24 protein-coding genes are annotated in these 24,399 nt (G+C 61.0%); 8 read left to right on the top strand and 16 right to left on the bottom strand.

Annotation, left to right across the window (positions count from 1 at the left end; translation table 11 throughout):
- Positions 1–23: 23 nt before the first annotated feature.
- On the top strand, positions 24–1,106 hold the full coding sequence (locus AB4N41_RS19505; RefSeq protein WP_150635635.1) for an alkene reductase: 1,083 nt from the start codon (positions 24–26) through the stop codon (positions 1,104–1,106).
- Positions 1,107–1,274: 168 nt separating this feature from the next.
- On the opposite strand, the gene AB4N41_RS19510 is transcribed toward AB4N41_RS19505, so the two are convergent.
- From AB4N41_RS19510 to xylA, 4 genes are all read right to left on the bottom strand, one after another.
- Positions 1,275–2,411 (bottom strand): sugar ABC transporter permease, encoded by a 1,137-nt coding sequence (locus tag AB4N41_RS19510; protein WP_016774325.1) that lies wholly within the window; start codon positions 2,409–2,411, stop codon positions 1,275–1,277.
- Complete coding sequence (gene xylG / locus AB4N41_RS19515) at positions 2,412–3,968, bottom strand: D-xylose ABC transporter ATP-binding protein (RefSeq protein ID WP_110599153.1); 1,557 nt, start codon at positions 3,966–3,968, stop codon at positions 2,412–2,414. It lies immediately after the preceding gene.
- Positions 3,969–4,125: 157 nt separating this feature from the next.
- Entirely contained in the window at positions 4,126–5,127 is a 1,002-nt protein-coding gene (gene xylF / locus AB4N41_RS19520; protein WP_016774327.1) for a D-xylose ABC transporter substrate-binding protein, read from the bottom strand.
- Between the two features lie 148 nt (positions 5,128–5,275).
- Positions 5,276–6,592: a xylose isomerase gene (xylA, locus tag AB4N41_RS19525; protein WP_041480538.1), complete on the bottom strand. Its 1,317-nt coding sequence runs from the start codon at positions 6,590–6,592 to the stop codon at positions 5,276–5,278.
- A 289-nt stretch (positions 6,593–6,881) separates the two neighbouring features.
- Here xylA and AB4N41_RS19530 point away from each other — a divergent pair, with 289 nt between their 5' ends.
- A complete protein-coding gene (locus tag AB4N41_RS19530) occupies positions 6,882–8,057 on the top strand; it encodes a XylR family transcriptional regulator (protein WP_016774329.1) in 1,176 nt (391 codons plus the stop codon).
- Positions 8,058–8,070: 13 nt separating this feature from the next.
- On the opposite strand, the gene AB4N41_RS19535 is transcribed toward AB4N41_RS19530, so the two are convergent.
- Positions 8,071–9,237: an MFS transporter gene (locus AB4N41_RS19535; protein ID WP_056784905.1), complete on the bottom strand. Its 1,167-nt coding sequence runs from the start codon at positions 9,235–9,237 to the stop codon at positions 8,071–8,073.
- Between the two features lie 95 nt (positions 9,238–9,332).
- Between AB4N41_RS19535 and AB4N41_RS19540 the strand changes: the two genes are divergently transcribed.
- Entirely contained in the window at positions 9,333–10,226 is an 894-nt protein-coding gene (locus AB4N41_RS19540) for a LysR family transcriptional regulator (RefSeq protein ID WP_150635633.1), read from the top strand.
- 48 nt (positions 10,227–10,274) lie between these two features.
- Here AB4N41_RS19540 and AB4N41_RS19545 read toward each other — a convergent pair whose 3' ends face one another.
- A complete protein-coding gene (locus AB4N41_RS19545; RefSeq protein WP_150635632.1) occupies positions 10,275–11,051 on the bottom strand; it encodes an SDR family oxidoreductase in 777 nt (258 codons plus the stop codon).
- A gap of 208 nt (positions 11,052–11,259) precedes the next feature.
- Here AB4N41_RS19545 and AB4N41_RS19550 point away from each other — a divergent pair, with 208 nt between their 5' ends.
- A complete protein-coding gene (locus AB4N41_RS19550; RefSeq protein ID WP_460137914.1) occupies positions 11,260–12,159 on the top strand; it encodes a LysR family transcriptional regulator in 900 nt (299 codons plus the stop codon).
- Between the two features lie 14 nt (positions 12,160–12,173).
- Here AB4N41_RS19550 and AB4N41_RS19555 read toward each other — a convergent pair whose 3' ends face one another.
- A complete protein-coding gene (locus AB4N41_RS19555; protein WP_150635630.1) occupies positions 12,174–13,613 on the bottom strand; it encodes an HD domain-containing phosphohydrolase in 1,440 nt (479 codons plus the stop codon).
- A gap of 88 nt (positions 13,614–13,701) precedes the next feature.
- Between AB4N41_RS19555 and AB4N41_RS19560 the strand changes: the two genes are divergently transcribed.
- Together AB4N41_RS19560 and AB4N41_RS19565 are read left to right on the top strand one after the other, a co-directional pair.
- Positions 13,702–14,475: an alpha/beta fold hydrolase gene (locus tag AB4N41_RS19560; RefSeq protein WP_252885811.1), complete on the top strand. Its 774-nt coding sequence runs from the start codon at positions 13,702–13,704 to the stop codon at positions 14,473–14,475.
- A gap of 26 nt (positions 14,476–14,501) precedes the next feature.
- Positions 14,502–16,073, top strand: a complete 1,572-nt coding sequence (locus AB4N41_RS19565; protein WP_460137915.1) for a GMC family oxidoreductase — start codon at positions 14,502–14,504, stop codon at positions 16,071–16,073.
- 75 nt (positions 16,074–16,148) lie between these two features.
- On the opposite strand, the gene AB4N41_RS19570 is transcribed toward AB4N41_RS19565, so the two are convergent.
- From AB4N41_RS19570 to AB4N41_RS19605, 8 genes are all read right to left on the bottom strand, one after another.
- Complete coding sequence (locus tag AB4N41_RS19570; protein ID WP_056784917.1) at positions 16,149–16,562, bottom strand: PaaI family thioesterase; 414 nt, start codon at positions 16,560–16,562, stop codon at positions 16,149–16,151.
- A gap of 119 nt (positions 16,563–16,681) precedes the next feature.
- Positions 16,682–17,623: an AraC family transcriptional regulator gene (locus AB4N41_RS19575; RefSeq protein WP_460137916.1), complete on the bottom strand. Its 942-nt coding sequence runs from the start codon at positions 17,621–17,623 to the stop codon at positions 16,682–16,684.
- 230 nt (positions 17,624–17,853) lie between these two features.
- Positions 17,854–18,678 carry an oxidoreductase gene (locus AB4N41_RS19580; RefSeq protein ID WP_460137917.1) on the bottom strand — a complete coding sequence of 275 codons (825 nt, stop codon included), beginning with the start codon at positions 18,676–18,678 and terminating at the stop codon, positions 17,854–17,856.
- Between the two features lie 189 nt (positions 18,679–18,867).
- A complete protein-coding gene (locus tag AB4N41_RS19585; RefSeq protein WP_252869268.1) occupies positions 18,868–19,200 on the bottom strand; it encodes a hypothetical protein in 333 nt (110 codons plus the stop codon).
- 211 nt (positions 19,201–19,411) lie between these two features.
- A complete protein-coding gene (locus tag AB4N41_RS19590) occupies positions 19,412–20,485 on the bottom strand; it encodes an ArsO family NAD(P)H-dependent flavin-containing monooxygenase (RefSeq protein ID WP_252877925.1) in 1,074 nt (357 codons plus the stop codon).
- A 68-nt stretch (positions 20,486–20,553) separates the two neighbouring features.
- On the bottom strand, positions 20,554–21,267 hold the full coding sequence (gene arsH / locus AB4N41_RS19595) for an arsenical resistance protein ArsH (protein WP_252877926.1): 714 nt from the start codon (positions 21,265–21,267) through the stop codon (positions 20,554–20,556).
- 46 nt (positions 21,268–21,313) lie between these two features.
- Entirely contained in the window at positions 21,314–21,784 is a 471-nt protein-coding gene (locus AB4N41_RS19600; RefSeq protein ID WP_095179654.1) for an arsenate reductase ArsC, read from the bottom strand.
- Positions 21,785–21,848: 64 nt separating this feature from the next.
- Entirely contained in the window at positions 21,849–22,205 is a 357-nt protein-coding gene (locus tag AB4N41_RS19605) for a metalloregulator ArsR/SmtB family transcription factor (RefSeq protein WP_056784934.1), read from the bottom strand.
- A gap of 281 nt (positions 22,206–22,486) precedes the next feature.
- Between AB4N41_RS19605 and AB4N41_RS19610 the strand changes: the two genes are divergently transcribed.
- On the top strand, positions 22,487–22,873 hold the full coding sequence (locus AB4N41_RS19610; protein ID WP_056784936.1) for a MerR family transcriptional regulator: 387 nt from the start codon (positions 22,487–22,489) through the stop codon (positions 22,871–22,873).
- 70 nt (positions 22,874–22,943) lie between these two features.
- Complete coding sequence (locus AB4N41_RS19615) at positions 22,944–23,336, top strand: carboxymuconolactone decarboxylase family protein (RefSeq protein WP_370593534.1); 393 nt, start codon at positions 22,944–22,946, stop codon at positions 23,334–23,336.
- A 37-nt stretch (positions 23,337–23,373) separates the two neighbouring features.
- On the opposite strand, the gene AB4N41_RS19620 is transcribed toward AB4N41_RS19615, so the two are convergent.
- Positions 23,374–24,288 carry a LysR family transcriptional regulator gene (locus tag AB4N41_RS19620; RefSeq protein WP_056784938.1) on the bottom strand — a complete coding sequence of 305 codons (915 nt, stop codon included), beginning with the start codon at positions 24,286–24,288 and terminating at the stop codon, positions 23,374–23,376.
- Between the last annotated feature and the right edge of the window lie 111 nt (positions 24,289–24,399).

A 24,399-nucleotide genomic window follows, 5' to 3' on the forward strand; every position in this document is an offset into this window, starting at 1 on the left:
CCCACCTTTTTGAGAGCCTGAACATGACATCGTTATTTGATTCCGTGCGCCTCGGCGCGCTCGATTTGCCCAACCGCATCCTGATGGCACCGATGACCCGCGCGCGCGGCACTCGCGAGCACGTCCCGACCGAGATGATGGTCGAGTATTACCGCCAGCGCGCCAGTGCCGGCCTGATCATTTCCGAAGCGATCGGCATCAGCCAGCAAGGTCTGGGCTGGCCGTATGCGACAGGCATTTGGTCGGCCGAACAGGTCGCCGGCTGGCGCAAGGTCACCGATGCCGTGCATGGCGCTGGCGGCCGGATCATCGCGCAGCTCTGGCACATGGGCCGGGTCGTGCACCCGAGTTTCCTTGGCGGCGGCCAGCCGGTTTCCGCATCGGTCACCACCGCGCCGGGACAGGCGCATACGTACGCCGGCAAGCAGCCGTATACACCGGCGCGTGCGTTGCCGCTGGAAGAAATTCCCGCACTGCTGGAAGACTTTCGTCAGGCCACTCGCAACGCAATCGAGGCGGGTTTCGATGGCGTGCAGATCCACGCCGCCAACGGCTATCTGCTCGACCAGTTCCTGCGCGACAGCGACAATTTTCGCACCGATGCGTACGGCGGCTCGATCAACAACCGTATCCGCTTGCTCAAGGAAGTGACCGAGGCGGTGGCCGAAGTCATCGGCGCCGACCGCACTGGCGTGCGCTTGACTCCAAGCAGCTACGAGCAGGGCATCCGCGACAGCGATCCCGAAGCGCTGTTCATCCGCGCCGCCGAAGTGCTGTCAGCGATTGGCATCGCTCATCTGGAAGTCCGCGAACCACCGCTGGACGGCACCTTCGGCAAGTCCGAACGCCCGCCACTGGCCGGGATGATTCGCGACGTGTTCAAAGGCGTGCTGATCCTCAATTCGGACTACGGTTTCGCCAGGGCACAAGCGCAACTGGATGCCGGGCTCGCCGATGCGATTGCGTTTGGACGGCCGTTTATAGCCAATCCGGATCTGCCGCTGAGATTCGCTCGGCAGTTGCCATTGGCGGAAAGCGAAATGAGCACTTGGTTCAGCCAGGGTTGGGAAGGGTATGGGGATTATCCGGCGGTGGATGGCGTTTGAATGTAGCGTCGGTGCCAGCCGCCGTGGCAGTGGATGCCCTGACGGGCTGGCCAGAACCCGGAAAAGCACGCTTAAGCCAGCCGCAAGAGACGGTTCACGCCGTTGATAGGAAAAAGTGAGGCCTGTGATCAGGCCTCATTTGCGTTTTACCAACTCACCTGCAACGTTTCAACGCCGCGCCGTGCGCGTACTCACATCCACCCAGACCGCCAACACCAGAATGCTGCCCTTGACTATCATCTGCCAGTAGCTATCCACGTCGAGCATCGACATGCCGTTATCCAGGCTGGTGATCACCAGTGCGCCGAGGAGGGCGCCGTAGACGGTGCCGGAGCCGCCGCGCATGGAGGTGCCGCCGATGAAGCAGGCGGCGATGGCGTCGAGTTCGCCCATGCTGCCGGCGGACGGTGAGCCGGCGGCGAGGCGTGCGGTGTTGACCACGCCGGCGAGGGCGCACATCACGCCCATGATGCCGAAGATCCACAGCTTGACCGCCTGCACATTAATGCCCGACAGGCGCGTCGCTTCCATGTTGCTGCCGACCGAATAGACCCGGCGGCCGAACACAGTCTGGCTGGTGACGTAGCTGAACACGCCGAGCAGAATCAGCAACAGCAGCACCGGCACGGGAATGCCGTCATAGCTGTTGAGGGTCTGGACGAAACCGGCCAGCACCGCGCCGATCACCAGCACGCGCACAACATCACGCACCAGCGAATGCGCCGCCAGGCCATGCAGGGCGCGATTGCGTCGTTGTTTCCAGGTCAGGAACACCGTCAGCACAAACAGCAGCACACCCAGGCCGGTGCCGATCGCGTGAGGCAGATATCCTTGGCCGACGTAGACCAGCTCCGGGGATACCGGGGCGATGGTGGTGCCGCCGGTGATCCCCAGCAAAATCCCGCGAAACGCCAACATGCCACCGAGGCCGACGATAAATGACGGTATGCGCAAGTACGCCGCCATGTAGCCGTTGGCGAGGCCGATCATCAGGCCGCACAGGGCGACCAGACTGAGATTCGCCAGCAGCGGAATGTGATAGACCACGTCGAGTATCGCCGCGAGGCCGCCGAGCAGGCCGAGCAATGAGCCCACCGACAAATCGATCTCGCCGCTGATGATCACCAGCACCATGCCGCAGGCGAGGATTCCGGTAATCGACATCTGCCGCAGCAGGTTGGAAAGATTGCGCGGGGTGAGGAAACCGCCTTCGGTCTGCCAGCTGAAGAACAGCCAGATCAGCACCACGGCAAATACCAGCGCGAGCATCTTGTAGCGGGTGAACAGTTGTTTGACCTGATTCATTTACGCGGTTTTCCGATCATTATTGTTATGGCTGCCCGGCTGGCTGAGGGCGGCGGCGAGTACCTGTTCCTGGGTCAGCTCATGGTTGACGAAGTCACCACGCAACTGGCCTTCGCCGATCACCAGCACGCGGTCGGAGACGCCGAGCACTTCCGCCAGTTCCGACGAAACCATGATGATCGACACGCCTTCGGCGGCCAGCGCGCCCATCAATTTGTAGATCTCGTACTTGGCGCCGACGTCCACGCCTCGGGTCGGCTCGTCGAGAATCAGCACGCGCGGTTTGGCCAGCAGCATTTTCGCCAGCACGGCTTTCTGCTGGTTACCGCCCGACAGGCTGGTGATCGGCAGGGACGGACTTGCGGTCTTGAGATGCAGACGGGAGATTTCCCGGTCGATGCAGCCCAGCTCGGCTTCGGCATCGATGCGGGTCATTTTCGAATAGCTCTCGAGCACGGCGAGGGTGATGTTCTGACCGACACCGAGATCCGGAATGATGCCCTGGCGCTTGCGATCTTCGGGCACCAGGCACAGGCCGGCGCGGATCGCTTTCAGCGGCGTGCGCGTGTCGATCGGTCGGCCGTCCAGCCAGACTTCGCCTTCATGGCGTCCGGGGTAGGCGCCGAACAGTGCGGTGACCAGTTCGGTGCGGCCGGCTCCGACCAGCCCGGCAATGCCGAGAATCTCGCCGCGCTTGAGGCTGAAGGAGATGTCGTCGACCCGTTTGCGCTTGGGGTTGTCGACGTCGTAGCAAGTAATGTGGCGCGCTTCGAAAATCACCTCGCCAATCTCGTGCGGTTCGCTGGGATAGAGGTTGCTCATTTCGCGCCCGACCATCTGCGTGATGATCTGCGGAATGTCCATGTCGGCCATGGCGGTGGTGGCGATGTGTTTGCCGTCGCGGATCACCGAAATGGTGTCGCATACGGCGGCGACTTCATCGAGCTTGTGCGAGATGTAGACGCAGGCGACGCCCTTGGCCTTGAGGTCGCGGATGATGTCCAGCAGCACTTCGATTTCCGAGCGGCTCAGGGCCGAGGAGGGCTCGTCGAGAATCAGCAGACGCGCCTGTTTGTTCAGGGCCTTGGCGATTTCCACCAGTTGCTGATAACCGCCGCCATACTGCGAAACCGGCAGCGACACGTTCATGTCCGGCACCTTCAATTCACGCATCAACGCTTCGGCACGGTGGATCATCGCCGGGTAGTTCATGCGCCCGCCGGGCAGCGTCAGCTCATGGCCCATGAAGATGTTTTCGGCGACCGACAGGTCGGGAACCAACGTCAGTTCCTGATGGATGATGACGATGCCGGCGGCCTCGGTTTCGCTGATCGATTGCGCCCGGAGCGGTTGCCCGTCCCAGAGGATTTCACCGTCCCAGGTGCCATGGGGATAGACCGCCGAGAGGATCTTCATCAGCGTCGACTTGCCGGCACCATTCTCGCCGCACAGGCCCACGCATTCACCGGGCCGGACCTTGATGTCGATGCCGTTGAGCGCTTTGACACCGCCGAAGGTTTTGACGATGCCGTTCATTTGCAGCAGATAGTCGGACATGGAAAAGGCTCGTATACCAGGGACTCAAACACCACTGAACCTGTGTGGGAGCGAGCCTGCTCGCGAAGGGGCCTTTTCAGCCAGAGCTGTACTGACTGACACTCCGCTTTCGCGAGCAGGCTCGCTCCCACAGGTCTGATCAAGATTTACGACCGGATCACTGCCCGGCAATCTGCGCCTTGGTGTAGAAGCCGTCCTGTTCGAGCAAGTCGATGTTGTCCTTGGTCAACGGCGTTGGCGTGAGCAGGATGGTGTCGACTTTCTTGCTGCCGTTGTCGTACTGCGAGGTGTAGGCCGGTTTTTCGTTGCGTGCCAGTTGCACCGAGAGCTTGGCTGCTTCGGAGGCAATGAGTTTCAGCGGTTTGTACACGGTCATGGTTTGCGTGCCGGCGATCACGCGTTTGACTGCTGCGAGGTCGGCGTCCTGGCCGGAAATCGGCACCTTGCCGGCCAGTTGTTGCGCGGCCAGTGCCTGGATGGCGCCGCCAGCGGTAGCGTCGTTAGAGGCGACAATGCCGTCGATTTTGTTGTTGTTACGGGTCAGGGCGTTTTCAACGATGCTCAGCGCTTCGGTCGGGTTCCATTCCTTGACCCACTGCTGGCCAACGATCTTGATATCGCCCTTGTCGATGGCCGGTTGCAGCACCTTCATCTGGCCTTCACGGAGGATCTTGGCGTTGTTGTCGGTGGGCGCGCCACCGAGCAAGAAGTAATTGCCCTTGGGCGCTGCTTTCAGCACGCCGCCGGCCTGCATCTCGCCGACCTTTTCGTTATCGAAGGAGATATAGGCGTCGACATCGGCGTTGAGAATCAGCCGGTCGTAAGACACCACTTTGATCCCGGCTTTCTTCGCCTCGGCCACGGCGTTGGTCAGCACTGTCGCGTTGAACGGCACGATGACAATCACATCGACGCCGCGAGAGATGAGGTTTTCGATCTGCGAAATCTGCTTCTGCTCGTTGGCGTCCGCCGATTGCACGAAGACTTTGGCGTCCATTTTTTCCGCCGCCGCGACGAAGTAATCGCGGTCGCGCGACCAGCGTTCCAGACGCAGGTCATCAATGGAAAACCCGATTTTCGGGTGGGTGGCGTCGGCCATTACCGGCAGGGCCAACAACGCCAGGGCACTGGCCAACAGCGTACGTTTCAAGTTCTTCATGGTGGTGCGTCCTTTTATTTTTGTTGGAAAGACACGGCCTGACGATGAATCGGGCTGGGTAGAACTGTAGAGAATCTGCCGACGCAGCAGGCACAGAATTGTCGTGCAATTGTCACAGCGTCGTTGCGTCGGCAGAGGGTCTCGGCGATCAGCGATAGAGATAGCGGTTGACGATGTTTTCGAGCATTTCCTGACGGCCACTGACGGCTTGCGGGTTCAGTTCGTTGGTGAACGCGTGCTCGGCCAGCGACTCGAGATTGAAGTCGCCCGCCATCACCGCTTGCCCGAACGGCTGACGCCAGCCGGCGTAGCGTTGGTCCTTGAGGGTTTGCAATTGATCGTTCTCAACCATCGCGGCGGCGCGTTCCAGCGACAAGGCAAGAACGTCCATGGCGCCGACGTGGCCGTGGAACAGGTCGATCTCGTCGAGGCTCTGCCGGCGCACCTTGGAGTCGAAATTGAAGCCGCCATTCTTGAAACCGCCGGCCTTGAGGATTTCATAGGTCGCCAGGGTCATTTCTTCGACGCTGTTGGGGAACTGGTCGGTGTCCCAGCCGTTCTGCGGATCGCCACGGTTGGCATCGATGCTGCCGAAAATCCCCAGCGAGGCAGCCGTGGCAATTTCGTGATGAAAGCTGTGGCCGGCCAGGGTCGCGTGGTTGGCCTCGATGTTGACCTTGATTTCCTTTTCCAGGCCGTACTGCTGGAGAAAGCCGAATACCGTAGCGCTGTCGTAATCGTACTGGTGCTTGGTCGGCTCCTGCGGCTTGGGTTCGATCAGCAGGTCACCGGTGAAACCGATCTTGTGCTTGTGCTCGACCACCATGCGCATGAAGCGCCCGAGTTGTTCGCGCTCACGTTTCAGGTCGGTATTGAGCAGGGTTTCGTAGCCTTCGCGACCGCCCCATAGCACGTAGTTGGAGCCCTTGAGGCGATGGGTTGCGTTCATTGCGCTGAACACTTGCGCGGCGGCGCAGGCGAACACTTCCGGATCGGGATTACTCGCGGCACCGGCGGCAAAACGTGGGTTGCTGAAGCAGTTGGCGGTGCCCCAGAGCAGCTTGATGCCGCTTTGTTCCTGATGTTGTTCGAGGCGATCGACCATTTGTGCGAAGTGTTCGCGGTACTCCTTCAGCGAATTGCCTTCGGGGGCGACGTCCGTGTCGTGAAAGCAGTAGTAATCGATGCCCAGTTTGCTGAAGAACTCGAAGGCGGCTTGAGCCTTGCCGATAGCCAGTTCCATCGGTTCGCCACTGCGTTGCCAGGGGCGCTTGAAGGTGCCGGCACCGAACACATCGGAGCCCGGCCAGACGAAGGTGTGCCAGTAGCAGGCGGCCATGCGCAGGTGTTCGCGCATGGGTTTGCCGAGGATCAGTTTGTCGGCATCGTAGTGACGAAAAGCGAGGGGCGAATCACTGTTCGGGCCTTCGTAGCGAACCGGCTCGATATTGGGGAAATACTGCATGGACCTTGTCCTTGTTGTTCTTGGCGGTGTCTCGATACTAGCAACGCCCCCGTGCCCGCTGATTATGAAAAGCCTCAACCGTGAGTGCGATTTTGCGTATTGAGCTTCAGCGGCTTCGCGCCTAGTCTGTGTCCATCGTCGCCGCGAAAAGGCGGCCCGGAACAGTACAAAAACAATTTGAGGCCGCTTTCGCGAGCAGGCTCGCTCCCACATTTGATTCGTGTCGTTCACAAAACCGTGTGGGAGCGAGCTTGCTCGCGAATGGCTTGACGCAAAATCCGGAACCTGAATGAAAAGCCTACCGCCCGTGCACCGCATCGCCCTGTTGTTCAACGGCAGCAAGATCTACGACCGTGGAATCATCAGCGGCATTGGCAACTACCTGAGCAGCACCCGCGCTTCCTGGGACCTGTTTCTGGAAGAGGACTTTCTCTGCCGCTTGAAAGGCATCGAGCGCTGGCAGGGTGACGGCATCATTGCCGACTTCGACGATCCGCTGATCGGCGAGGCGCTGGCCGACATTCATTTGCCGGTGGTGGCGGTCGGCGGTTCTTACGAGGATGCGCGCGCCTATCCGAAAGCGATCCCCTACGTTGCCACTGATAACAACGCACTGATCACTCTGGCTTATTCGCATCTGGTCGAGGCGGGGTTGCAGCGCTTTGCCTGTTTCAGCCTGCCGGAAGCGCAGGCCAATCGCTGGGCGCAGGAGCGGGAAAAAGCTTTTCGCAAACTGATGCAGCGCGACGGCCTGCACGCCGAGATCTATCGCGGCATGGGCACCAGCGCGCCGCTGTGGGACAGTGCCGTCGAGCAACTGATAGCCTGGCTGCACAGCCTGCCCAAACCGATCGGCATCATCGCCGTCAGCGACGCCCGCGCTCGGCAGTTGCTGCAAGCCTGCCTGACCGCCGGCATTGCCGTGCCCGAGCAGGTCGCGCTGATCGGCATCGACAACGATCCGCTGACCCGCAGCCTGACCCGCGTGCCCCTGAGTTCGGTGATCCAGGGCACCGAAACCATGGGCCGCACCGCCGCGCAATTGCTGCACCAGATGCTCCACGGCATGCCGTCCACCGGCACGCAGATTCTGATTCCGCCGGACGCGGTCAACGTGCAGGTGTCGAGCTTGCATCAACCGCTGGGCAATCCCTATGTCATGCAAGCGCTGCTGTTCATCCGCCAATATGCCTGTCAGGGCATCAAGACCGCGCAAGTGGCGGCGTATGTCGGGGTGTCGCGCTCATCGCTGGAAGCGCATTTCCGCGCTGAGCGCGGTTGCAGCGTGCATGACGAGATTCTGCGTTTCAAACTGGCGGCGGCTACCAGCGGTTTGAAGAACACCGATGCGGCGATTGCCGACATTGCCCAGGCCTGCGGCTTCAAGTCTGCGCAATATCTGCACACGGTGTTCCGTCGCGAGTTCGGCTGCACGCCCCGCGAGTATCAGCAGGGCGGGGCGTAGCGCTGCGCATGGCTCACGCCAGCGCAGCGGCATTGGCTCTGGAACGCCAGGCAAACGTCAGCACCATCAGCAACCCCAGACCGGCCATCGCCGCGCCGGCCAGGGAAATCGCCGGATAACCCAGCCCGGCATTGATCACCGCGCCACCCAGCGCCGCGCCGATCGCGTTGCCGAAATTGAAGGCACCGATGTTCACCGCCGAAGCCAGGTTGGGCGCATCCTTGGCCGCTTCCATTACGCGCATTTGCAGCGGTGGCACCAGGGCGAAACTGGCGATACCCCAGATCAGAATGGCGACGGCGGCCGGCAGCGGCCAGCGCATCAGCACAGTGAACGCCAGCAACACCACAATCAATGCGCTCAGCGACACGATCAGGGTGCGGTCAATCGAACGGTCGGCAGCCTTGCCACCCCACATGTTGCCCAGCGTCAAACCGATTCCGAACAATACCAGCATGGCGGTGATGAACGCGGCGGAGGCATGGGTCTCGCTGCTGAGGATCGGCGCGATGTAAGTGAATACGGTGAACATCGCACTCGAGCCGACCACGGTCAGGGCCAGCGCGGCCAACACCGGACCTCTGCCCAATACCCGTATTTCTGCCAGCGCACCCGCGCCTTGCTCTGCTTTCAGATTGGGCAGGGCGAACCACAAGGCGATCATGGTCAGCACACCGAGGCCGGTAATGCCCCAGAACGCCGTGCGCCAGCCAAACAGTTCACCAAACCACGCTGCCAGCGGCACACCGCCGATAGTCGCCAACGTCAGGCCCATGAACATTGCCGCCACGGCGCCGGCACGTTTTTCCGGCGCGACCACGCTGGCGGCGACCACAGAGCCCACTCCGAAGAATGCGCCGTGATTGAGCGAGGTGATCACCCTGGCGACCATCAGGCTGGAGTAATCGGTGGCCAGCGCCGACATCAGGTTACCCAGGGTGAAAATCGCCATCAGCCCGATCAGCAGATAGCGCCGGGGGATCTTGCCAGTGGTCAGGGTCATCAGCGGCGCGCCGAGCAGCACGCCCAAGGCGTAGGCACTGACCAGCAACCCCGCAGCGGGAATGGAAACGCCGAGATCGGCGGCAATGCCGGGCAACATACCCATCGGCGCGAACTCGGTGACGCCGATGCCAAAGGCGCCGACAGCGAGTGCAACAAGTGGTGGATTGATACGCATGGAAAGTCTCCTCATCTATGCCGCCAATGCTACGATCCATGGTTTTCCGGCGGTAGATGGCGATTTTGGCAATCACCTTTGCGTAAGAGGCACGAATGGACTTCAACGGCAGGTCAGGGGAAATGAGCGTGTTCGTCACCGTGGCGCAGGAGGGCAGCCTCTCAGCTGCTGCGCGTGCGCTGGGGCTGACGCCTTCGGCGGTTAGTCGGATCATCGCCCGCGCGGAACAACGACTTGGTACCCGCTTGCTGCTGCGCACGACCCGCGCGCTGACGTTTACCGCCGAGGGCGAGGCCTTCCTGCGCGGTGCCCGGCGGATTCTGGCGGACATGGACGAAGTGGAAGGGGCCATTACCGATCAGGGCGTACCCAAGGGCCGCTTGCGTGTCAGTGCCGCCCTTGGCCATGGACGGCTGACCATTGTGCCGCTGGTCGCAGCCTTCACCGCCCGTTACCCGAACATCGTCGTCGACCTCAGCCTTGGCGATGAAGTCGTCGACATCCTCGCCGGGCAGGCTGACGTCGCCATACGCTTCGGCCATCTGCCCGACAGCCCGTTGACCGCCCGCCGGCTCGGCCACACCGGCCAGGTGGTCGTGGCATCGCCCGACTATCTGGAACGTCATGGCACGCCTCAGCAACCCGAAGACCTGCTCAAGCACAACTGCCTGCGCTTCAACTTCCGCCGCGCCGAAGCCAACTGGCCGTTTATCCGCGACGGCAAGGAGTTCTCGCTGAAAGTCAGCGGCAACATCGAATGTAGCAGCGGCGAAGCACTGGCCCAGTTCGCCAGACTCGGCGCCGGAATTGCGCGGATTGGCGAGTTCACCGTCAGGGAAGACTTGCAGCGCGGCGCGCTGATCCCGCTGCTGCAAGCGTTTAACCCGGGCGATGAGGAACCGATTCATGCGGTGTTCGTGGGCGGCGCGGCGATGCCGGTGCGGGTGCGCTTGTTTGTGGATTTTTTGCTGGAGCAGCATCGGATGTAGACGTGCTGTGCGGATTCTGCGGGTCGTCCATGACCCGCAGACTGGCGGCTAAATGGTCGGGATGGTGCCGCCGTCGATCACAAATTCACTCCCGGTGATCGACGCTGCTCGCGGCGATGCCAGGAACCCGATCAGCTCAGCCACTTCAACTGGCGTCGACGGGCGGCCGAGCGGGATACCGCCCAGGGCCTGCATGATGATGTCCTTGCCACCTTGATAGTCAGTGCCTGCCTCCTGCGCGAGTCGCTCGGCGAATGCCACCGACGCTTCGGTTTCAACCCAGCCCGGCGATACCCGCACGACGCGAACCCCCTTGGGTGACACTTCTTTCGACAGGCTTTTGCTGTAGGTCGACAGCGCAGCCTTGGCCGCCGCGTACGCCGTCGTTGATTCCGGCAGTGGCAGCCTACTCTGGATGGATGTGACATGGATCACCACGCCATTACGACGCTCGAGCATGTCCGGCAGCAGGGCGCGATCAAGGCGCACCGCCGGCAGCAGATTCAGGTTGAGCTCGCGATGCCACTGTTCCTCGTCCAGCGCCGCAAAACCACCACCGGGGGCCGACGAGCCACCCAGGACATGGATCACTATGTCGACGCCGCCCAGTTGCTGTTCGACCGCAGCGATGAGTGCGTCACAACCTTCCCGTGTCGAAAGATCAGCCGCAACCAGCAGTGCGCCCGGCATTTCGACCTCCACTTGCCGAGCCGAGGTGATGACCTTTGCGTCCTCGGCCAGGAACCACTCGACCACTGCTTTGCCGATTCCCTTGGTGCCGCCGGTGACGAGGACCCGCTTGCCAGTCAATCCTGAATTCAGCATGGCGAAATCTCCAGCGCGACGAATTGATGGATTGCGTCGGAGATTTTTTTCTCGTCGGTGACCGTGAGATACGTTTGCACGACGTTGGAAAGTTGAAGGTTCATTGCCTGACTCCTGATTGATGGTCTGGAGTCATCTTGCTGCGCTGCAGATAGTTTGTTCAACTGGGACAAATCGTAATGACCAATCCCGGAAAACAGGACAATTCATGGCCCAGGATCGCTTAGCCCTTAATGAACTGGATGCCGTTATAGCGGTGGCACGCAGGGGGTCGTTCCGCCAGGCTGCCATTGATCTCGACGTTTCGACCACCGCGCTGAGCAACACCATTGCGCAACTGGAAGCGCGCCTCGAATCGCGCCTGTTCAACCGCACCACCCGCAGCGTTGCCATCACCGAAGCGGGCAAGGTGTTTCTCGAGCAAGTGGGGCCAGCCTTGCAGGATTTGCGCGCGGCACTGGATGCAGTGCGCTCGCAAAACGCCGGACCCTCGGGAACGCTGCGCATCAACGCATTCGCCAGCGCTGCGCGTTCGGCGCTGCTGCCACTGGTGATCGAGTTTTTGCAGCAGCATCCGAAAGTCCACATTGACCTTGTGACCGAAGGGCGCCTGGTGGATATCGTGGCTGACGGCTTCGATTTCGGCGTGCGCTCGGCAGGCCTGGTGCCCAACGATGTGATTGTAGTGCCTGTCGGCCCGCCGCAACGGCACGCGGTGGTCGGTTCGCCGGGGTATTTTGCACAACACGGCAAACCGCGCTCGCCGTCCGATCTGCCCGGGCATCGATGCATCCGTGTGCGACTGCCGAACGGGGCGATTTTCCCTTGGTATTTCGAGCGCGACGGCGAAGTCATTCGTCTGGATGTGAACGGGCCGCTGACCCTGGATGAATCGAGCGTGGTCAAGGTGGCGATGCAGGCGGATATGGGGCTGGGCTTTTTCATGGAGCAGGACGTTCGTGACGAAATCCGCAGCGGCGAGTTCGTGCAGGTACTCAAGGACTGGACCCCGCCCCGAGACAGGTTGTGCCTGTACTACCCGAACCGCCGCAATCCCTCTGCGGCCGCCAGGGCATTCATTGAGTTGGCGCGCGCCAGTCAGGCTTGACCCCGGCACGGTATTCAGGCGATCAAGCCCATCGTCAGCCCCTTCAAGGTGGCGGCTGCCCGGGTCGAGCATTGCAATTTTCGAAAGATGCTTTCCATGTGCGTGCGTACCGTGCTCGGACTGATAGCCAACAGTTGCGCGACTTGTTTGTTGCTGGCGCCACGGCTGATCTCCAGAAGAATGCGGCACTCACGGGCTGTCAGCAGCGAAGGCTTGGGTTGCCGCAGGCGGCGCTCGCCACTGGCGGCGGCAATGACCGCTTCGCAGACATCGTTGTCGAACAGACCACGGCCAGCATCCTGTTTGAGTAGCGTGGCGGCTGCGGCTTCGTCGTGGGCTGTTCGCCATGGCCGGGCTTGCCTCAACGCTACCCAGGCGACCGAGGTGGCGAACAGCCGATGTTCGGCATTCAGTGCATCACCGGCCACGCCGCGAAAATAGCCGCTGCCATCGAGCCGTTCATACGCGTGGGTGGCTATCTCGGCGGGCGCGGTCAGTTCAGGAACCGGTCGGAGCGCCTGTTGCGTCCAGTAAGGCACCAGCCGCACTCGCTCTGCCGCACCGTAGGGCAGCGACCCTGGGCTATTCCATAGGTGATTGGAAACGGCTGCGCGGCCGAGACCGTAAATCAGCGCGGACTTGCCAATGTTTGCCAAAGTCGGCTCACTCAACCCCCACAGGCGTGCCGCTTCCACGGCAACATGCGCGACCTGACGCGAATGCCCGGCCAGCCATGGCAACTTCAAGTCAATGACGTCTCCGACCAAAGTCAGCGAGACACGACGCTGCTCAGGCGCGGGTTCAACTTTTGTGCAAAGCGTTTCCAGATCCGCCAGCCAGGCCTTGGCATTGGCCACCAGCAACGACACCAGCGACGCTGGATAGCGCCGATCCGACTGCTCGTTGATCCAGCGCAACGCCGCGTCCAGGCCGTGAGCGCGAGTGAGAATATCCAGATCACCGGCCATGACCACCTGATAGGCCACCTCCGGGATATGTTCATGCGCCACGCCGAGCGGTCGGCCAGTGCCGTCGTAGGTTTCGAACACCCGACACAGGCCCGCTTCGACGGCGGTTCCGAGCTGGAGGGTTTTGGCGATTGCACCGGACACTTCACAGTGCACAACGGCCAGCGGGGTTGCCTGATGCACCGCGTTCATCTGCTCATTGCCCAGGGTCAGATCGAGCATTGCGCGGCGACCATCGACGTCGTCACCCAGCAGGTCGGCAAAGCCTTCGGCGTTGGCCGTGCACCCAGACCAGCGCAGCAAGGCAATCTGCTCTGCAACCTGCAGATGCTCACCGTCGCCGTGGCATGCCTGCGCGAGCATCCGCGCCAAAGCGGCAACGCGCCGGGAGTGACCGAGCGGTTGCCCCATGCTGAGGTCACCGACCTGGGCGATGGTTGCCAGTGCGCCGTCCAGTGAGATGTCCAGTTGCAAGCCACTATCCATGAAAAATGCCCCGGGGTCGGATAATTGACCGATGCCCACATCGCAGGCCGGCCAGCACACTCTGAACTCCCGAACAGGAGCTCATCCAATGAAAACAATCAAATCGAAATTCGCCACCGTCGCCTTTGCCCTGGCCAGTACCTTCATGGCCGGCGCCAGCCACGCGCAGGATACAACGCCTTCGGTGGTGATCGTACACGGCGCCTTCGCCGACGGTTCCGACTGGGCCAAAGTGGTGCCACTGCTGCAAGCCAAAGGCGTGGCCGTTACCGTTGTGCAAAATCCGCTCACCTCGCTGGCCGATGATGTTGCCGCCACGCGCCGCGCGCTGAACAACCAGCAGGGCAAGGTGGTGCTGGTCGGTCACTCCTGGGGCGGCACGGTGATCACCGAAGCCGGCAACGACCAGAAAGTGAGCGCTCTGGTGTACGTCGCCGCCTTCGCGCCAGAGGCCGGGCAAACCAGCGGCGAGCAGGGTAAAGGCGCGCCGACGCCGCCGGGCATCAGTCAGATCAAGGCCGACGGTAACGGCTTCCTCTATCTGACCGCTGAAGGCATGGCCAAGGATTTCGCTCAGGATCTGCCGGCCGCGCAGACCGCCGTCATGACCGCCACACAGGGGCCGATCAAGGCCTCGGCTTTCGAAGATAAAACCACCGTTTCGGCCTGGAAAACCAAGCCGTCCTGGTACCTGCTCGCTACCGAAGACCGGATGATTCATCCCGACGTCCAGCGGTCTGCCGCCAAGCGCATCAGTGCGACCCTCGCCGAGGTGAAGTCCAGCCATGTCCCGCAGCAGTCGCAGCCGGCGCAAGTCGCGGCGGTGATTCTCAAGGCCGTGCACGGCGTTGCTGAGCAGTGATCGCGGCATCGAAGGAGAGTGGGCGTATGAACCCTCGAAGCGCTCACGACTACGATTTCATTGTCTGTGGTGCCGGCACGTCGGGCTGCGTGGTCGCTGCGCGGCTTGCCGATCAGTCAGGCGCACGGGTTCTGCTGATTGAAGCCGGCGAAGGTTACTCAGGCCCCGAGGTGACCGAACCGGCGCAATGGCCGCTGAACCTCGGCTCCGCGCGCGACTGGGCATTCGAGGGGCAATCCGATCCACGCCTCAACGGTCGACGGCTCCCGCTGAGCATGGGCAAGGGGCTCGGTGGAGGTTCGAGCATCAACGTGATGGTCTGGTCGCGCGGCCATCGCGCCGATTGGGAGCATTTTGCTGCCGAGTCTGGCGACCCGGCCTGGGGCTACGCATCGGTTCTCGATTACTACCGCAGGATCGAAAACTGGCAAGGCAGCCCGGACGCCACTCGGCGTGGTTCAGGTGGGCCGGTACATGTCGAACAGCCGGCCACGCCTCAACCCCTTGCGTGGGCAACGCTGGAGGCGGCCAGCGATCTGGGCATCCCCCGATTCGACAGTCCCAATGGCGAGATGATGGAAGGCCCGGGCGGGGTCGCCATCACCGACTTGCGCATCAAACACGGCAAGCGTGAATCGGTTTATGACGCCTACATCCAGCCACGCTTGCAATGTCCAAATCTGACGGTGCTGACCGGAGCCTTAGTGACCCGCGTGTTGCTGGTCGGCACCCGGGCCGTCGGTGTCGAAGTGTTGATCGCCGGCGAGCGGCGCTGCTTTCATGCCGCAGCTGAAGTCATCCTGTCCATGGGCGCGGTGCAATCACCGAAAGTGCTCATGCAGTCGGGCATCGGCCCGGCGGATGAACTGCGAAAACACAGCATCGCACCGGTCGTTCATCTACCCGGTGTGGGCGAGAATTTGCAGGATCATCTGGCGTTCGCTTGCACGTGGGAGTATCGACAACCCCAGGCCGTCGCTGGCAGCGGATGCGAAACCACCTTGTACTGGAAAAGCGACAGCCGCCTGGAAGCCCCGGACCTGTTGCAGTGCCAGTTGGCATTCGCGGTACCGTCTCCGCCTGAGGTCGCCATCGAGCCGCCGGAGCATGGCTGGACCATGTTCGCCGGGCTTGCCAGACCTGCCAGTCGCGGACGCTTGCGGTTGTCGGGTGCTGGGCCGCTGGATGCACCGATCATTGAGCCGAACTCCCTGAGCGAGCCCGAGGACATGGCCGCAGCCCATGCGTCGATCGAACTGTGCCGCGCACTCGGCAACAGCCAGGCCTTCAATGCGCTGATCAAGCGCGAAGTCGTGCCCGGTCCCAGAGAGCGTCGCGCTATGGAACAGTTCATCCGCAATTCGGCCGTGACCTACTGGCACCTGTCGTGCACGGCAAAAATGGGCCGCGATGCGCTGTCGGTGGTTGACCACCAATTACGCGTGTACGGGATCGACGGGCTGCGCGTTGCAGATGCCTCGATCATGCCGCGCATTACCGTTGGCAACACGATGGCGCCGTGTGTCGTTATTGGTGAGCGGGCGGCGGATATGCTTCTGGCTGCGTATGGGGTGACGATGGCGAACACAATGCCTTGAAGGTAATGGCCGTGCGGGCGGGGCGGCAAATCCCGGCCTGCCGTCCAGGTGGGACGATGAGTCGAGTCAGTCGATTCAATTCATCGGCACGGCGAACACGGCACTGGCGCGCGCAACCGTTCGCTCACCGACGTGCAGACTGACGCCAGCAAACGCCAGTTGGCGGCCCTTTCTGGAGTGCTCAAGGCGCACTTCGAGCCATTCGTTGATTTGCACTGCACCGAGATAATCCAGGGTCATGCTCGCCGTGATCAACGGCTGCGGTGGATCGCTGGAAAAGGCCATGGCGTAACCCATGCCCACGTCCGCCAGTGTCGCCAATACACCGCCATGCAAAGTGCCACGGCCATTGGCGTGGCGGGAGTCGGTCAGTAAACCCAGTTCCAAGTGCAGCCCCTGACCCCTGGCGTAGATCGGGCCGAGCAGATCCAGCAAAGGACTGCTGCGGGTGAACGGAGTAAAACCTTCGGGAATGGCTGTGGTGTTCATGTTCCCATCCTGATGCAGGCGACTGACCTGCATGATTGGGCGAGGAAACGCAGGAGGGGGCAAGCACTATGCGAACGGGGAATTTGCTGCAATAAGTGCGCGGAGCGTGGCACTGAAAATCAGTGCGACGACACAAACGGCGAAGCACTCGTCGGTGCCGGCAGCGCATAGGCCGTTTTCATCCACGCCACTTCCGCTAGCGGTGTGCGGCCGAAGAGGCGTTTGAAGTCGCGGCTGAATTGCGAGGCGCTTTCGTAACCGACCAGAAACGCAGATTTTGCCGCGGTCAGGTCGTTACGCAGCATCAGCAATCGCGCCTGGTGCAAACGCGTCGACTTCAGATACTGCATCGGCGAGGAATCGGTAACCTTGCGAAAGTGCAGATGAAAATTGGGCACACTCATCTGCGCTTCTTCGGCCAGGGTTTCTACGTCGAGATGTTGGTGATAGCAACTGTGGATCTTGTGGATGGCGCGGGTCACTTTGCCGAACTGGCCCTGTTGGGCGATGGCGGCGCGCAGGGTGCCACCTTGTTCGCCGGTGAGGATACGGTAGTAGAGCTCGCGCAGCATCGCCGGGCCGAGGATTTGCGCGTCGGCTTCGTCGCTCATCACTTCAAGAAAACGCAGGGTTGACCGGCGCAGCGGTTCGTCGAGAGGCGAGGCGTACATGCCCATCGGTTGCGCTGTGGGGAAATCCCACCGCTCATCCACTTGCTGAATCAGTTCGCCAGCCAGGGCGAAATCCAGACGCACGTACACCGCGAGCATTGGCTCGGCTTCGCTGGCGTCGGTTTCCATGGTGAAGGGTACCGGCACCGACACCACCAGATAGTGCTGAGCGTCGTAGACGTAGATTTCATCGCCGAGGTAACCGCGTTTACGCCCCTGACAGAGGATGACGATGCCCGGTTCATACAGCACCGGCGTGCGGGTCAGCGGTCGGTTGGAACGCAGGAAACGTACATCGTCCAGCGGGCTCAGGTTGTAGCCCTCCAGCGGGGCGAGCTGGCTCATTAGCTGGACCATGCGCGCGGTGATTGGGTCTTTCGGTTTCGGCATGGGCTGTGGGTTTCCTTGTGAAAAGGCGCGTTCGAACCTGTCTGGCTGATTGGCGGGGTGTCAGACAGAGCCCTCACCCTAGCCCTCTCCCAGAGGGAGAGGGGACTGACCGTGGTGCTTTCTGGTACTACGCCGACCTGTAATATTGTGCCGAACGCGGGGGTTGAATCCACCCGGATCGGCTCCCTCTCCCTCCGGGAGAGGGCTGGGGTGAGGGTGCTTTTGATCTTTCAGCCATCCGTCGAACGACTATGCGCTGCCCATTGCTCAATACTCTCCGCCGTCTGCTGCAACTTGTCACGCACCAGCGCCAGCGCATCACTGCCCAATAGCAGGTGAGCCGGCGGATCTGGACTGTCGATGATGGTCAGCATGGCCCGTGCAGCTTTCAGCGGATCGCCCAGCTGCTGGCCGCTTTTCTCCTCCCGGGCCTTGCGCACCGGATCGAAGCTTGCGTCGTAGTCACTGATGCTACGCGGCGTGCGTTGCATCGAGCGGCCTGCCCAGTCGGTGCGAAATGACCCCGGCGCCACAGCGGTGACAAAAATATTGAAGGGTGCAAGCTCCTTGCTCAAGGTGTCGGAGATGCCCTCAAGCGCAAACTTGCTGCCGCAGTAATACGCGATCCCGGGCATGGTGATATGGCCGCCCATCGACGTGATATTAAGAACATGCCCCGCGCGGCGCTGGCGAAAATACGGGACGAACGCCTTGGCCACCGCCACCGCGCCGAACACGTTGACGTCGAACTGGCGGCGCATTTCCTGCAGCGACGACTCTTCAAAAATCCCCTCGTGGCCATAACCTGCGTTGTTGACCAGCACGTCCACCGGGCCGTGGCGATCCTCCACTGCCGCAACCACCCCATCGATGGCATCGAAATCGGTAACGTCCAGCACCACCCCATGAGCGCGTTCGGGCGACAGCGCTTCGAAGGCTGCCAGCGCTGATTCGCTGCGCACTGTGCCGATGATCTTATGGCCCTGGGCAAGTGCTTCCTTGGCCAGCGCTTGGCCAAAGCCGCTGCTGACACCGGTGATGAAAAGGGTCTTCATGGATCTGTACTCCAGCAGGCAATTGGAGAGGCCATGCTAGGGCGGATAACGCTGGCGGACGATGCCGAATCGGATCGAAGTATTGCCTGTTCCTATCAATTGAGTTTTCGATCAGGTCTTGCCTCAAAAGACGGAAAAGTCCTGCAGGTCTCAAACCCGCAGGACTTGTCCTGTCTCGGCAACACGCGCTTAAGCTGCGCGACGACCCGGTGTGCGGTCCGATCCATCAGCGGCCAGGGCCTCACCCAATGGGGTGCGGTCTGAACCGTCGGCAGCGATGGCCTGGCCTTGTGGGGTCTTGTCATAACCGTCCTCCGCCAGGCCTTTTTCCTCGAGGCGATTGCGGCCGTTTTCAGCCAGAGCCTGGCCCTGCGGCGTACGTTCCGAGCCATCGGCAGCAACAGTCTGCTGTGGTTCGTTGACCTGGGTGAAGAAACGATCTTCCTGATTGCTCGGTACGGCGAATGCGCTGGCGCTCAGAGCGAAAGTGGCGACGGCGATCAGTTGGCTTACAGTTTTCATGGCGGTGACTCCGGTCAAGTTGAGATTGAGGTCCGGGTCGTTCAGATCCGTATCTGGTTAACCCGTTGCAGTGGTGTGTTCTGCATGGGTTCAGATTAGGGGGCAGGGCGGTGTCGGCGTTAGGCGGATACTGTTGGCAATTTGCCTGATTCTGCTCGCTGAAGATGATTTACAGGCTAGCGACCTTATGGCTTCACGGCGCCGCGAGCAATCAGGTTCCGCCAGTGAGATAGCTTTGCACTTGCCTGACCACATCCCGGGCGGTGCGGGTTACGCCGATCAATGTGGCAGAAGCGAGCCCCGTCCAGTCGCCGTAACCCACCAGCCACAGATCGGGTATCGCAACGCTTCGGCTTTCGTCCACAATCACTTTGCCATCCCGGCCCACAACGCCCAGGTTGTTCAGGTGGTCGAGCGCTGGAGAAAAGCCCGTGCACCAGATGACAACGTCCACCTTTGTCTCGATCCCCGATGACCACACAACCCCTGTCGAAGTGAAACGTGTGAAGGGCCGTACTGCGTTCAGTACACCGCGTTCGCGAGCTTCCTTCACCGGTGGCACCATGACGATGTCTCCCAGCCCTCCAACGGGCTGTTGAGGCTCGACGCCATCCTGCTGCGCCTTCAGTCGAGCAGTAGCGCGTTCGAACAGGACTCGTCCATCCACCTCATCAGGTAAGAACGTTGGGGCCTGTTGCGTGACCCAGGTTGCCTGAGCCACTTTGGAGACCTCGGCGTAAATCTGGGCGCCGGAGTTGCCGCCACCGACGACAAGGACGTTTTTACCCGCAAACCCGTTCGGCCCGACGTAATGAGCGGAATGAAGCTGCCTGCCTGCAAACAACGCCTGGCCGGGATAGTCCGGTACGAACGGGCGGCTCCAGGTGCCTGTTGCACTGATAACCGCTTTGGCGTCCCAGTAATTGTCCTTTGAGATAACGCGCAACCCGCCTTCGATCTTCTCGACACCGGTCACCCGCGTGGAGCGGATGATGGGGAAGTCATACCGGCGCTCGTACTGAGTCAGGTATTCGACAACATCGTCCCGCCCGGGCGTCCCCTCGGTTATGGCCGGCATCGGCCAGCCTGCAATCGAGCTCCATGCCGACGGCGAGAAGAGTCGCAGCGAATCCCAGCCATGCCGCCAGGCGCCTCCCGGTCCCGGCTCGGCATCGAGCAGCACGTAAGACAAGCCTGTGCGCTTCAAAAAATAGGCGACTGTCAGCGCGGATTGACCACCACCAATGACCACGACATCAAGTTTCGAATTCTGACTCACCAGCATCCTCCCGGCGCAAAGGCCTCAACATGTGAAAGATCGTGGTGCGCTCATACCGTTTCCGCACACAGGTATCAAATTGAACGCTGGTTGACTCGTCTGGACAGCTCTTCGGCGGATTCCTTGCGCTCGGAATAACGGTCGACCAGGTAATCCTGACGATCGCGCAAGAGCAGCGTGAACTTCATCAATTCTTCCATCACGTCCACCAAGCGGTCGTAGTACGAAGAAGGCTTCATGCGACCCGCTTCATCGAACTCGGTGAACGCCTTGGCCACGGAAGACTGGTTCGGGATGGTGAACATCCGCATCCAGCGGCCAAGTACCCGCAACTGATTGACCACGTTGAAGGACTGCGAGCCGCCGCAGACCTGCATCACAGCGAGGGTTTTGCCTTGCGTAGGTCGTACAGCGCCCAGCGCCAGCGGAACCCAGTCGATCTGCGCTTTGAACACGGCACTCATGGAGCCGTGACGCTCAGGAGAGCACCACACCTGACCCTCTGACCATTGCATCAGCTCGCGCAACTCCGCGACTTTGGGATGTGTGTCGGGGGCGTCATCAGGCAGCGGCAGACCCGCAGGGTCAAAAATCCTGGTTTCGGCGCCAAACTCATTCAGCAGGCGTGCCGCTTCTTGCGTGACCAGACGACTGAACGAGCGCTCTCGCGTCGATCCGTATAGCAGCAAAATGCGAGGTTTGTGGGGCGAAGGATTACGCGGAGACAGCTGCTCCAGCGTAGGAATGTCGATCAGGTCGGCGTGTACGTTTGGCAATGTCTCTTGCATATGAACTCCTGCGGCGGCACCTGGAGGGGGGCGCCTCGGTTGATCTTCAAAGCGAACCGATGCGGTTCAGTTCAGCTTGCAGTTGGTCAGGGCTCATGGTCTTGAGCGGCAGTGCGAGAAACGCACTCACGCGTTCCTGGATTTTGGCCAGTGTGGTTGCAAACGCTGCGGTGATCTCGGCTTCCGACCCGCTAGCCTCAGACGGGTCGGCCAGCCCCCAATGCGCCTTCAAGGCTGGGCCGAAAAAGATCGGGCATGCTTCTCCCGCAGCCCGATCACAGACGGTGATCACGATGTCCGGAGGCGAGCCCTCAAAAGCATCCGAAGCCTTGCTGCTCAAGCCCACTGTGGAAATACCCGCCGCCTCCAGCGTTTGCAGTGCCCGTTGATTCACCCGGCCACTGGGAAAGCTGCCTGAGCTGACAGCGTCTACGCCCTCGGGCGCCAAATGGTTGAAAAGCGCCTCGGACAGAATGCTGCGGCAGCTGTTGTGGGTGCACATGAACAAGATTTTCATCAGACGATTCCTTGATTCAGAAACTGAGGCGCAGTGCCAGGGTGGTTGATCCGGTGGGCATGAATCAGCTGCACATGGCCTGATTGATCGGTCGGTCGCTCATGCAGCACAGGCGCTTGGCCTCGGTTTCCAGCCATGGCTGATTGGCGTCTGCCACTTCCTTCAGAACTGCTGCCACCCACGCGGGCACATCAGGATTCAGCCGGTAGTACACCCATTGACCCTGGCGACGATCCAGCAGCAAACCGGCGGAGCGCAGCAGCGCCAAGTGGCGAGAAATCTTCGGCTGACTGAGGTCGAGTGCTGCCGTCAGCTCGCATACACACAACTCGCCTTCGCGCACGACAAGCAGGGAAATTTTGGCCCGGGTGTCATCGGCCAGACACTTGAACAAAGTGGTGGGGGTCATGGGTTCTGTCATACATCCTCCAGAAGCTTGTGTCTTGACCAAAACGAAGAGCCTGATGCGCTTGCGGATGTCGTGACGCGTAGGGTGAAAGGCGGCGGGATGATTGCCGAGCAATGGATACGGATAACCGAATATACGCATAGTCATATATCTGGTAAAGCGAATATAACAGGGGTTGAACCGTCGAGACTGATAGCGACGGACCGCGCGGATAGTGCCCGCGATTTGTCTGATTCCAACTGATTGAAAATAGCCATTGACTTAGAGCACGCTCAAACCTTTACGGTGATGACATGAATCCAGAACTGACAATTTCACAGTTGGCCAAGCGCCTTGATTTGAGCGCTCACACGATCCGCTATTACGAGCGCATCGGGCTGTTCGACCCGGTTGGGCGCGGTGGCAATGGCCACCGGGTGTACGCCGAGAAGGATGTGCTGTGGGCCGAGTTTCTGCTCCGGTTGAAGGCGACCGGAATGCCGATCCAGCAAATGCTGCGGTATGCCGAACTGCGCCGATCAGGCGACTCGACCCTGGCAGAACGCCGCGAGCTTCTCGAGCAGCATCGCCGGGACGTGCAAGCGCAGATCAGCCAGTTGAGCCAGTCCCTGGAGGTTCTGGATAACAAGATTCAGATCTATCACCAACTCGAGCAAAAGGAGCATCACCATGATCCGTAAACTTCCCGGTTTCAACCGCTTGCTGTCCGCCACATTGATTGGCGCAAGCGTGACCAGTGTGGCAGCGCCCGTGGACATGACTGATCGTCGAGCGCGCGGAGAAGCCGCTCTGACGCAGATTACTGGCGGACCTGGTCAGGCAGTGGTTGATTCATTGAAGGATACTGCTCCAGAGCTTGCGGACTGGATTCTGAGTTTTGCCTACGGCGATGTCTTCGCCCGCCCCGGGCTCGATCACTGCACTCGTGAGCTGGCAACCGTTGCGGCACTGACCGCACTGGGCAATGCACAGCCACAACTGAAAGTGCATATCGGCGGCGCCCTGAACGTCGGGTGCACACCGGAGGCGGTGGTCGATGTGATCTTGCAAATGACCGTATACGCAGGATTTCCCAGCGCCTTGAACGGTATAACGGCTGCGCGTGAAGTCTTTGCTGCTCGCGGGATCAGTGTTAAATCCTAGGTGCGCACGCTGCAGAAACTGCGGGATAAAGCCAGATTCAACCTACCACCCACCCCCCATGCAACTGCACAAACCGCACCTGCAGCCATTCGATAAACACCTGCACCTGCGCCGGCAAATGCGTGCGGCTCGGGTACAAAAGCGTCACTGGCCGAGGCAGCGGGCGCAGCGGTTGCAGAATTTCCACCAGAGCACCGTTAGCCAGATGCTCTGCCACCGCGATACCCGGTGCCTGAATAATGCCGAAGCCCGACACGCCACACTGCACGTAGGCGTTCGACTCGGTGACGGTAATACCTTGGCGGCTGACGTAGGATTTCTGTTTGCCCTCAACTGAAAACTGCCAGGGCAAGGTGCGGTTGTTCTGGCCCGAGAGAAAGTTCACGCCTTGATGGTTCGCCAGATCTCCAAGCGTTTCCGGTGTGCCGTGCTCGCGCAGGTATTCGGGCGCGGCGCAGGTGACCATGGTCGCCAAGGCGATAGGGCGGGCGATCAGGGTTGAGTCGGGCAGCTCGCCGATGCGCAGCGCGCAGTCGATGCCTTCGCCGACCAGATCAACCGCACGATCGGTGACGCCCAGCACCATATCGATGCCGGGGTAGGTGTCGGTGAATTCGCGCAGGCTTTTGATGAATTCCAGCTGCGCGAACGCCGTGGGAATGTCGATGCGCAGGCGGCCGGACAGCGTGGCTCCGGTGCGATCGAACATTGTGGTGGCGGCGGTGATCTCGGCCAGAATTTCCTGGACCCGCTGATAGAAAAGTTCACCCTCGGCGGTGAGTGCGACTTTCCTCGTAGTGCGCTGGAAGAGGCGCACGCCCAGCGATGTTTCCAGTTCCTGAATATAGCGAGTGACCTGCGGCCGGCCGATGTCCAGCGACTCAGCGGCTTTGGTGAAACTGCCCAGCTCCGCCAGTCGGGCGAACAGGCGCATTGATTGCAGTAATTCCATGACTTTTCCGGTGAGCTTCAGTATCTGGATTTGTTGCCTGAGAATAGAACAATCATGTCTGTTTCCAAGCATTTATTGCGCTGATGTAAAAGCCAATCATGGCCCCAAGGC

It is taken from the genome of Pseudomonas sp. S2_A10 (assembly GCF_054668465.1).